The organism is Streptomyces albidus (ex Kaewkla and Franco 2022) (assembly GCF_013870515.1).
GTDB classification, from domain to species: domain Bacteria; phylum Actinomycetota; class Actinomycetes; order Streptomycetales; family Streptomycetaceae; genus Streptomyces; species Streptomyces albidus.
Genome location: NZ_JACBXA010000212.1, coordinates 1 through 10,362 on the forward strand (window position 1 = coordinate 1; position 10,362 = coordinate 10,362).

Annotated in this window: 12 protein-coding genes; 5 read left to right on the forward strand and 7 right to left on the reverse strand. The window is 71.3% G+C overall.

Going from position 1 to position 10,362, the window contains the following annotated elements:
* Window positions 1–288: pyridoxal-phosphate dependent enzyme (locus tag H5J26_RS23855; RefSeq protein ID WP_181768009.1), on the forward strand; the 288-nt coding region annotated here is incomplete at its 5' end.
* 184 nt (window positions 289–472) lie between these two features.
* Here H5J26_RS23855 and H5J26_RS23860 read toward each other — a convergent pair.
* From H5J26_RS23860 to H5J26_RS23870, 3 genes are all read right to left on the reverse strand, one after another.
* Complete coding sequence (locus tag H5J26_RS23860) at window positions 473–745, reverse strand: hypothetical protein (protein WP_181768010.1); 273 nt, start codon at window positions 743–745, stop codon at window positions 473–475.
* A gap of 221 nt (window positions 746–966) precedes the next feature.
* A complete protein-coding gene (locus tag H5J26_RS23865) occupies window positions 967–1,905 on the reverse strand; it encodes a ribonuclease Z (protein WP_181768011.1) in 939 nt (312 codons plus the stop codon).
* A 15-nt stretch (window positions 1,906–1,920) separates the two neighbouring features.
* Window positions 1,921–2,298: a histidine triad nucleotide-binding protein gene (locus H5J26_RS23870; protein ID WP_181768012.1), complete on the reverse strand. Its 378-nt coding sequence runs from the start codon at window positions 2,296–2,298 to the stop codon at window positions 1,921–1,923.
* Window positions 2,299–2,508: 210 nt separating this feature from the next.
* Between H5J26_RS23870 and H5J26_RS23875 the strand changes: the two genes are divergently transcribed.
* Entirely contained in the window at window positions 2,509–3,207 is a 699-nt protein-coding gene (locus H5J26_RS23875) for a nitroreductase family protein (RefSeq protein WP_309238047.1), read from the forward strand.
* A 90-nt stretch (window positions 3,208–3,297) separates the two neighbouring features.
* On the opposite strand, the gene H5J26_RS23880 is transcribed toward H5J26_RS23875, so the two are convergent.
* The 4 genes from H5J26_RS23880 to hrcA form a co-directional block, all read right to left on the reverse strand.
* A complete protein-coding gene (locus H5J26_RS23880; RefSeq protein ID WP_181768013.1) occupies window positions 3,298–4,053 on the reverse strand; it encodes a 16S rRNA (uracil(1498)-N(3))-methyltransferase in 756 nt (251 codons plus the stop codon).
* Window positions 4,050–5,138 (reverse strand): nitronate monooxygenase, encoded by a 1,089-nt coding sequence (locus H5J26_RS23885; protein ID WP_235981011.1) that lies wholly within the window; start codon window positions 5,136–5,138, stop codon window positions 4,050–4,052. Before H5J26_RS23885 ends, H5J26_RS23880 begins: the two co-directional genes overlap by 4 nt.
* Before the next feature lie 134 nt (window positions 5,139–5,272).
* Window positions 5,273–6,409 (reverse strand): molecular chaperone DnaJ, encoded by a 1,137-nt coding sequence (gene dnaJ, locus H5J26_RS23890; protein ID WP_181768014.1) that lies wholly within the window; start codon window positions 6,407–6,409, stop codon window positions 5,273–5,275.
* Window positions 6,410–7,426, reverse strand: coding sequence for a heat-inducible transcriptional repressor HrcA (hrcA, locus tag H5J26_RS23895; protein ID WP_181768015.1), 1,017 nt, complete (start codon window positions 7,424–7,426; stop codon window positions 6,410–6,412).
* Between the two features lie 216 nt (window positions 7,427–7,642).
* Here hrcA and H5J26_RS23900 point away from each other — a divergent pair, with 216 nt between their 5' ends.
* The 3 genes from H5J26_RS23900 to hemW form a co-directional block, all read left to right on the forward strand.
* A complete protein-coding gene (locus H5J26_RS23900) occupies window positions 7,643–8,425 on the forward strand; it encodes an MBL fold metallo-hydrolase (RefSeq protein WP_181768016.1) in 783 nt (260 codons plus the stop codon).
* Window positions 8,426–8,442: 17 nt separating this feature from the next.
* Window positions 8,443–9,288, forward strand: coding sequence for a DUF3097 domain-containing protein (locus H5J26_RS23905; RefSeq protein ID WP_181768017.1), 846 nt, complete (start codon window positions 8,443–8,445; stop codon window positions 9,286–9,288).
* 134 nt (window positions 9,289–9,422) lie between these two features.
* On the forward strand, window positions 9,423–10,362 hold a 940-nt coding region (gene hemW / locus H5J26_RS23910; RefSeq protein WP_181768018.1), incomplete at its 3' end, for a radical SAM family heme chaperone HemW.

A 10,362-nucleotide genomic window follows, 5' to 3' on the forward strand; every position in this document is an offset into this window, starting at 1 on the left:
ATCGCGGACGGCCAGGGCGCGATGACGCCGGGCGAGTTGACCTTCGAGGTGAACCGGCGGCTGCTGGCCGGCATCGAGCTGGTGAGCGAGGAGGAGATCCTGGCCGCGATGCGGTTCGCCTTCGAGCGGCTGAAGATCGTGGTCGAGCCGAGCGGCGCGTCAGGGCTGGCCGCGCTGCTGGCGGGCCGCCTCGATCCGGTGCCTGCGCGCGTCGGGATCATCGTCTCCGGCGGGAACATCGGGATGCGCCGGTTCCTGGACCTGATGGAGGACGGCGGCCGGGGCTGACGCCTCCCGGCATGAAGTGGCCCGGCGGCTACGTGAGTTGACCGCGATCGAGCGGACGGCGCCCTCCGAGATGGAGAACGGCCGGTACCCAGGCAGGTGGTACCGGCCGTTCCCGTTCGACGCGCCGCCACGGGTGCTGGAGGCCGAGCGGTCACCCGTGGCGGCGGTGGCTCCGGGCCTGCCGTCAGTCGACGCAGCCGGCCGCGGCCCTGCGCTGCTGGATCAGGTCGATGACGGCCTGCCGGTTGGCGATCCGGGCCTCCGACTGGGCGTCGGGGGCGGCCTGCTGGGCCGCTATGAAGTTCTGGTTGTTCGCGAGGGCCTGGTCGAGTCCTGCACAGGCCTCGCCCGCCTGGCTGGTGGTCACGGTGACCGCGCCGATCCCCGCCGCCATGACGACTGCTCCGATACCGGCGACGACCTTGTGCTTACGGCTGATTTTCCGCTTCCGGGACATCACTGCTCCAGTTCTGAAGAGGAACGGACTGTGCCCCCACACAGCTCTGAAGGTACGTACCTGAAACGGCAGTTGCGGAGTTGTTATCAAGGCTGAGCAAGGAACTTGACGCGGCTTCCGGAGCCGAGGTGATCGAGGAAGTCCCGCTGCCCGCAAGGTGATTCGCGTCGCCATCGGGCGCGCGACTCAGCTGCATCCGGACGCCCTGACGGGCCGCCCTCTCAGACCCGCCGCTTCGGCACCGGCACCCGCACCAGGTCCTCGGCGACCGTCAACTCCCCCTCGAATCCCGCCTCCCGGGCCTGGCGGGCGAAGAGCGAGGCGTCGGTGTAGCGCTGCGAGAAGTGCGTGAGGACGAGGCTCCGTACGCCCGCGCGCGCCGCGACCGAGCCCGCCTGTCCAGCGGTGAGGTGGCCGTACTCCTCGGCGAGCGCGGCGTCCTCGTCCAGGAACGTGGCTTCGACGACCAGCAGATCGCAGTCCTCCGCGAGGGCGTGCACCCCGTCGCACATGCGGGTGTCCATGATGAAGGCGAAGCTCTGCCCGCGCCGGGGCTCACTGACGTCTTCCAGGTGTACGCCGCTCAGTTCGCCCGCGTGCTGGAGGCGGGAGATGTCGGGGCCGCGGATGCCGCGGGCGGCGAGCCGCTCCGGCACCATGCGGCGCGAGTCGGGCTCGACGAGCCGGTAGCCGTACGTGTCGACGGGGTGGGACAGGGGCTGCGCCCAGAGAGTGAAGGGCGGAGCGTCTCCCTGCGCACCGGGGTCGGCACCGGCTGCGGTCAATTCGCCTGCGCCGGTGACGGGTTGCTCCCGCAGCTGCACCGTCTCCCGGTACGCCGTCGCGTAACGGAGCCGCTCGAAGAAGTGCTGCCCGCTCGCCGGGTAGTGCGCCGTGACCGGGTGCGGCACGCGGTCCAGGTTGATGCGCTGGATGACGCCGGCCAGGCCCAGCGAGTGGTCGCCGTGGAAGTGCGTCACGCAGATCCGCGTCAGGTCGTGCGCGGACACTCCGGCCCGCAGCATCTGGCGCTGGGTGCCCTCGCCGGGATCGAAGAGGATGCCGTGGCCGTCCCAGAGCAACACGTAGCCGTTGTGGTTGCGGGCCCGCGTGGGCACCTGACTCGCGGTGCCCAGCACGACCAGTTCACGTACGGACATCTTCGGCGAACGGGCTCAGCCGGGGGGCCAGTTGAGGCCTCGGCCGCCCAGCACGTGGGCGTGCGCGTGGAAGACCGTCTGGCCCGCGCCCGCACCCGTGTTGAAGACGATGCGGTACCCGGTGCCGGGGCCGGTCTCCGACGGGACGATCTTCTCCTGGTCGGCGACCTCGCCCGCCACGACCAGCACGTCGGCGGCGAGCGCTGGCTCCGCGGCGGCGAGCGAGACGACGTCGGGATAGTGCGCCTTGGGGATGACGAGGACGTGCGTGGGCGCCTGGGGGTTGATGTCACGGAAGGCGACCATCGTCTCCGTCTCCCTGACGACCGTCGCCGGGACGTCTCCCGCCACGATCTTGCAGAACAGGCAGTCCGCCTGCGGTTCTCCAGCCATGCAGGGGATGCTACCTGTGCACCCCCGGAGCCGGACCCGCGCGAACCGCTGCCGACAGGTCGCGACGGCACGGGAGCCGGACGGGTACTGGACTGCGTGCGCACGGTGTTCTTGATCCGTGCTTAAGCACTGCTACGTGGACCGGCGGCGCACGGCAGGGAAGAGTGCGGGAGGGCCCGCAGGCCCCGAACCCCCTTGGAGAGTGCCGTCGTGGAACCCCAGCCGCCCCCTTCCCGGAACGACAGGTCCGAGCACGCCATGACCGCCATGGACGTGCTGACCACCACCCGGTCCGTGCGCCGTCGCCTCGACCTGGACCGGCCGGTCGCCCTGGAGACGGTGCGGGAATGTCTGGAGATCGCGCTCCAGGCCCCGAGCGGCTCCAACGCGCAGCGCTGGCAGTTCGTGGTCGTCACCGACGCCGAGCGGCGCGCGGCCATCGGGGAGATCTACAACAGGGCGTGCGAGGCGTACCTGGAGTCGTCGTCGGCCGCGGGAAAGCTGTTCGCCGAGGATCCGGAGCGCTCGAAGGTGCAGCAGCGCGTGCACGACAGCGTCCGCCACCTCGCGGGGAACATGGGCAGGGTGCCCGTCCTGGTCGTCCCCTGCATCGAACTCCCGCAGGCCGAGCTGCCCTCCGGCAACCAGGCCGGCCTCTGGGGCTCGCTCCTTCCGGCGGCCTGGAGTTACATGCTGGCCGCCCGTACGCGGGGTCTCGGCACCGCATGGACGACGCTGCACCTGGCGCACGAGCGCGAGGCCGCCGAAGTCCTCGGCCTCCCCGACAACGTGCACCAGGGTGCGCTGATCCCGACGGCTCACACGATCGGGACCTCGTTCCGGCCGGCCAAGCGCGAGCCCGTCGAGAACGTGCTGCACGTGAACGGCTGGCAGGGAGGCCGGGAGTGAGCCGGACGCCGGTCGCGAGGCGCGCCTCTGGCGGAGACGGCTGACGCGCCTCTGAAGCCCGCCCCCTGTCGCCGAACCGGTCGTGGTGCCTCAGGACCAGCGTCCGGTACGGCCCAGCAGGAGCGCCGTCGCCGCCGTACCCGCCGTGGACGTGCGCAGCACGCTCGGGCCCAGCCGGCAGGGCCTCGCGCCCGCGTCGGTGAAGGCGGTCAACTCCTCCGGGGAGACGCCGCCTTCGGGCCCCACGACCAGCACGATGCCGCCGTCCTCAGGCAGTTGGGCGGTGGCGAGAGGAACGCTCCCCTCCTCGTGCAGGACGACGCCCATCGCCGCGCCGCGCAGCAGCTCAGAGACCTGCGCGGTCGTGGCGGGCTCCGCGACCTCCGGGAAGCGGAGGCGTCGCGCCTGCTTGCCCGCCTCCCGCGCCGTGGAGCGCCACTTGGCCAGCGACTTCAGTCCGCGTTCGCCCTTCCACAGCGTCACGCAGCGGGAAGCGGCCCAGGGCACCACGGCGTCCACGCCGGTCTCGGTCATGGTCTCCACGGCCAGCTCGCCGCGGTCGCCCTTGGGGAGCGCCTGCACGACGGTGATGCGCGGCTGCGGAGGTGCCTCCGTCCGTACGGACGTGACGGCCACCTCCAGGCGGTCCTTGCCGGAGACGGAAGCCACCGTGCCCGTGAGGCCTGTCCCCTCGCCGTCCGTGAGGACGACCTCCTCGCCGGGACGCAGCCTTCGTACGGAGACGGCGTGCCGCCCCTCGGGCCCCTCCAGCACCACGGTGCCGCTCTCCGACCGTGCCGGGCCCGCAAGTTGGTCGTGGTCGGCCAGGAAGACGGGAGCCGTCACGCCACACCGCGCTTCGCCATGCTCTCGCGGGCCACCGACAACTCGGCGATCAGCACGTCCATCAGCTGTCCGGCGGGCAGATCACGCGCGAGCCGGTATCCCTGTCCGGCCCACAGGGCCATGCCCTGAGGATCCTGTGCCTTGGCGGCCGCCTTGCGCACTTCGGCGGTGAGGTGGTGCACGTGGGGGTACGCGGCGGGCGCGTATCTGCCGTGCTCGCGCAGGAAGCGGTTGACCAGTGCGCGCGCGGGCCGGCCCGAGAAGGCCCGCGTGAACTCCGTGCGGTTGAAGAGGGGGTTGGTCAAGGCCGCCTTGTGCGCCGGGTGCGCTCCCGACTCGGGGCACACCAGGAACGCGGTGCCCAACTGCGCTGCGCTCGCACCCGCGGCCAGCACCGCTGCGATCTGCTTGCCGCGCATCACGCCGCCGGCAGCGATCACGGGCAGCCCCACGGCCTCCTTGACCTGGGTCACCAGGGACAGCAGCCCGAGCCCGCTGCCGGTGCCGTCAGCCTGAGGATCGTCGCGGTGCGTGCCCTGGTGGCCGCCCGCTTCGATGCCCTGCACGCACACGGCGTCGGCTCCGGACCACTCCGCGACCTGTGCCTCGGAGACCGACGTGACGGTGACGACCGTGTACGTCCTGCGCTTCCTGAACTGGTCGAGGACGCCGCGCGTGGGGCATCCGAACGTGAAGGAGACGAGGGGGACCGGGTCGTCGAAGAGTATGGCGAGCTTGGCGTCGTACGCGTCGTCCGTGGCGTGGTCGGTGTCGCCCAGCTCCGTCTCGTACCACGTCGCCTCGCCTGCGAGCTGTGCGCGGTAGGCCTCGAGTGATCCCGAGTCGGCGTTGTCGGGCTGCGGCATGAACAGGTTGACGCCGAAGGCCCGTTGGGTGAGCCCGCGCAGCTGCTTGATGTCCTCGTACATCGCCTCCGGCGTCTTGTAGCCGGCTGCCAGGAAACCCAGGCCGCCCGCTTCGCTGACGATCCCGGCGAGCTCCGGACAAGAAGCGCCTCCCGCCATGGGGGCCTGCACTATCGGATGCTCCGCGATCTCGGAGAGCGTGGGCGACAGGGAGGACATGAGCTCATCCTGTCACGGGGTGCCGCCCGCCACCGCCGGGCCCGCCCCGCACGTGGGCGGGCGGACCCGGGAAGGTGTGAACACGTCGTGCCAGAGGGTCCGGCATGTGGCCGGAAGCCGCGAATCCGGCTGAATCAGCGGCCGTTGAAGGCGTCCTTGAGCCGTGAGAACAGCCCCTGCTGCCCGGGCTGGAACTGTCCGGTCGGACGCTCCTCACCGCGCAGCTTCGCCAGCCGGCGCATCAGCTCCTCCTGCTCCGGCTCCAGATTGCTCGGCGTCATCACTTCGACGTGGACGATCAGTTGCCCGCGGCCGCCGCCACGCAGGTGCGTGATGCCGCGCTCGTGCAGCGGGATCGACTGCCCGGACTGCGTGCCCGGACGGATGTCGACCTCCTCCATGCCGTCCAGCGTCTCCAGCGGCACCTTCGTGCCGAGAGCCGCCGCCGTCATCGGGATGGTCACCGTGCAGTGCAGGTCGTCCCCGCGGCGCTGGAACGTGGGGTGGGAGGTCTCGTGGATCTCCACGTACAGGTCGCCGGCGGGGCCGCCGCCCGGGCCGACCTCTCCCTCACCCGCGAGCTGGATGCGCGTGCCGTTGTCGACGCCGGCGGGGATCTTGACCGTCAGGCTGCGGCGGGAGCGGATGCGGCCGTCGCCCGCGCACTCGGGGCAGGGGGTCGGCACGACCGTGCCGAAGCCCTGGCACTGCGGACAGGGGCGCGAGGTCATGACCTGGCCCAGGAAGGACCGCGTCACCTGGGAGACCTCTCCCCTGCCGCGGCACATGTCACAGGTCTGCGCGGAGGTGCCGGGAGCGGCACCCTCGCCGTTGCAGGTGTTGCAGACGACGGCGGTGTCGACCTGGATGTCCTTCGTGGTGCCGAAGGCCGACTCCTCGAGGTCGATGTCGAGCCGGATCATGGCGTCCTGGCCGCGGCGCGTGCGCGACCTCGGACCGCGCTGCGAGGCGGTGCCGAAGAAGGCGTCCATGATGTCGGAGAAGTTGCCGAAGCCGCCCGCTCCGCCGAAGCCGCCGCCACCGCCGCCGGCTCCGCCCGTCGGGTCGCCGCCGAGGTCGTAGACCTGCTTCTTCTGCGGGTCCGAAAGGATCTCGTAAGCGGTGTTGATCTCCTTGAACCGCTCCTGGGTCTTCGGATCCGGGTTGACGTCCGGGTGCAGCTCGCGCGCAAGCCTGCGGAAGGCCTTCTTGATCTCGTCCTGCGAGGCGTCGCGCTGCACGCCGAGGACCGCGTAGTAGTCCGCCGCCACTTACGACTCCGCGAGGATCTGTCCGACGTACCGTGCCACTGCGCGTACAGCTCCCATCGTTCCGGGGTAGTCCATGCGGGTCGGTCCGACCACGCCGAGCTTGGCTACTGCCTCGTCGCCCGAACCGTAGCCGACCGACACGACCGACGTGGAACTAAGCCCTTCATGAGCATTCTCATGCCCGATTCGTACCGTCATGCCCGGGTCCTTGGCTTCCCCGAGCAGCTTCAGCAGGACGACCTGCTCCTCCAACGCCTCCAGCACGGGCCGGATGGTCAGCGGGAAGTCGTGCCCGAAGCGGGTGAGGTTGGAGGTGCCGCCGATGATCAGCCGCTCCTCGGTCTCCTCGACCAGCGTCTCCAGCAGGGTGGCCAGCACCGTCGAGACGGTGCCGCGGTCGTCGCCTTCGAACGACTCCGGCAGGTCCTGCACCAGGGACGGGACCTCGGTGAAGCGCTGGCCGACGACGCGGCTGTTCAGCCTGGCACGCAGATCCGCCAGGGACGAGTCGCTGATGGGCCCCGGGCAGTCGATCAGCCGCTGCTCGACACGGCCGGTGTCGGTGATCAGCACCAGCATCAACCGCGCAGGCGCGAGCGAGAGCAACTCCACGTGACGCACCGTCGAGCGGGTCAGCGACGGATACTGCACGACGGCGACCTGACGCGTCAGCTGTGCGAGCAGGCGCACCGTGCGGCCGACCACGTCGTCCAGGTCGACGGCGGCCTCCAGGAAGTTCTGGATGGCCCGGCGCTCCGGCGAGGAGAGCGGCTTGACTCCCGCGAGCTTGTCGACGAAGAGGCGGTAGCCCTTGTCGGTGGGGATGCGCCCGGCACTGGTGTGCGGCTGGGCGATGTATCCCTCGTCCTCCAGCACGGCCATGTCGTTGCGCACGGTGGCCGGGGACACCTGGAGGTTGTGCCGCTCGGTCAAGGCCTTGGAGCCGACGGGCTCCTCCGTGCCGACGTAGTCCTGGACGATGGCGCGCAGCACTTCGAGCCTGCGTTCACTGAGCACCGCGCACACCTCCCGTCCGGCCTTACCCCGGCTTGCACCTCAGGGGTCCCGGGCGCATCCCGGTCCCCCGGCGTCTCCTGCGTCCCTGGCACTCTCACCGACGGAGTGCCAGAACCCCTGGGCCAGTGTACGGCCGGTCACCGTGGCCGGGGCAAGGGCCGCCCGACTGACCGTACCGCGAGCGCGCACAGAGAGAGCTCCCGATAGCGTCGCCGCATGGCCGGACACGGGGAAGAGGCGGGGACGCACACGGCTGAAGAGCGCCCTGCGGGTGGCTGGGAGCAGCTCGCAACGGGTGTGGTCCGGCGCAGACTCCCGCAGTGGGACGCGACCGTGGGGGCGGTGCGGGGCACGTCGGGTGTGCTGGTGGTGGACGCCGGGGCGAGCCTGGAGGAGGGCGCCCGCATCCGCGAGGAGCTGCACGGCCTGTTCGGGCTGCCGGTGACACAAGTGGTGCTCACCCACCCGCACTTCGACCACGTCCTCGGAGCCGCCTCCTTCACCGGTGCTCAGGTCTACGGGCCGAGTGGCTTGGACGGGCATCTCGCGGGCGCACGCGAGGAGTTGCGGCGGGACGCGGTCCGGCACGGCCTGCCGGCGGATGCCGCCGCCGAATCGGCGGAGGCGCTGGCGGCTCCGGGGCACACGGTCGACGGCGAACTCACGCTGAGCGCTGCCGGGCGGCAGGTGGTGCTGGTGAACCTGGGCACCGCGCACAGCCCGCACGATCTGGCGGTGGTGGTGCGGGCCGCGGACGACGCCTCGGGTGAGACCGGCGGCTCGGGCGGTCGCACGGTCGTCTTCTGCGGCGATCTGGTCGAGGAGTCCGGTGAACCGCAGGCGGGCCCGGACGCCTCGCCCGCGATGTGGCCTGGCGCGATGGACCGGCTGCTGGAGCTGGGCGGCGAGGAGGCGCTGTACGTGCCGGGGCACGGAGCAGTCGTCGACGCTCAGTTCGTACGCGCCCAACGGGACGTACTGGCACGCCGCTTCGGCTGATCGTGAAGAATGCGCTCATGCGCAGCCGTTCCTACGATTCCGACCTGACTCCGCCGTGGAAGAAGCCCCAGCGGCCCGTCCCCGAGGTGCCGGCCGACCCCGACCTCGTGGTGGAGGAGATCACCACCGGGTTCTGCGGTGCGGTGATCCGTACGGAGAAGACCGCGGAGGGCCCGACAGTCACCCTCGAGGACCGCTTCGGCAAGCACCGGGTCTTCCCGATGGAACCGCGCGGCTTCCTGCTCGAGGGGCGGACGGTCACGCTCGTACGGCCCGCCCTGCCGGAGTCCGCACCGGCTTCCGGCACCGCCGCACAGCGCACCGCGTCCGGTTCCCTGGCCGTCCCGGGTGCGCGTGCACGGGTGGCCCGCGCCGGGCGGATCTACGTGGAGGGGCGGCACGACGCGGAGCTGGTCGAGAAGGTCTGGGGCGACGACCTGCGCATCGAAGGGGTCGTGGTCGAGTACCTGGAGGGGGTCGACGACCTCCCCGCAGTGGTACGGGAGTTCGGCCCCGGCTCGGACGCCCGGCTCGGCGTCCTGGTCGACCACCTCGTACCGGGCTCGAAGGAGTCCCGTATCGCCGCGGAGGTCACCGGCGAGGACGTGCTGGTCGTCGGGCACCCCTACATCGACATCTGGGAGGCGGTGAAGCCTTCCTCCGTCGGCATCGACGCCTGGCCGCGGGTGCCGCACGGGCAGGACTGGAAGACCGGCGTCTGCACGGCGCTGGGCTGGCCGGCGAACACGGGTGCCGCCTGGCAGCGGATCCTCGGATGCGTCCACGACTACCGGGACCTCGAACCGGCACTGCTGGGAAGAGTCGAGCAGCTCATCGACCACGTGACCGTCGGCTTCTCCTGACGTCCACGACTGTGAGCCGTACCACCCCGCCCGCAGGCGGCCGGCCCGTCCCCGCTGCTGAGCGGCGGCGGGAGCGCACGGCCGGGCGGTGACCGGGACGGGAGTGCCCCGCGCGATCGCGGACAATGGTGGGCATGCCCTCCGCACTGCCCGACGGCGAGCCCGTGCCCGAGAGCGGTTCGCTCCCGCCGTCCGCCCTCGACGGCCGCGAGTCCAGCCCTCTCGGCTTCTACCTGCATGTGCCCTTCTGCGCGACCCGCTGCGGCTACTGCGACTTCAACACCTACACCGCCTCCGAGCTGCGCACGTCCGAGGGGGTGCTCGCCTCACGCGAGAACTACGCGGACACCGTCGTCGACGAGATCCGGCTCGCGCGCAAGGTCCTCGCCGACGACCCGCGCAGGGTCGAGACGGTCTTCGTCGGCGGGGGCACTCCCACGTTGCTGCCCGCCGCCGACCTCGGCCGCATGCTCGCCGCGGTACGTGACGAGTTCGGGCTGACGCCGGACGCCGAGGTGACCACCGAGGCCAACCCCGAGTCCGTCGACCCCGGCTATCTCACGCAGCTGCGCGAGGCGGGCTTCAACCGGATCTCCTTCGGCATGCAGAGCGCACGCCCCCACGTGCTGCAGATCCTGGACCGCACCCACACTCCCGGGCGGCCCGAGAAGTGCGTGGGCGAGGCCCGCGCCGCCGGCTTCACGCACGTCAACCTCGATCTCATCTACGGAACACCCGGCGAGACCGACGACGACTGGCGCGCTTCCCTGGAGTCCGCGCTGACGGAGCGGCCCGACCACATCTCCGCGTACGCACTGATCGTCGAGGAGGGCACACAGCTCGCCCGCCGCATCCGGCGCGGCGAGGTTCCGATGACGGACGACGACGTGCACGCGGACCGCTACCTCCTCGCGGAGGAGACGCTCACCGCCGCCGGAATGAGCTGGTACGAGGTCTCCAACTGGGCCACGACGGGCGACGCCGCAGCCCGCTGCCGTCACAACGAGCTGTACTGGACGGGCGCCGACTGGTGGGGTGCCGGCCCCGGAGCGCACAGCCACGTCGGCGGTGTCC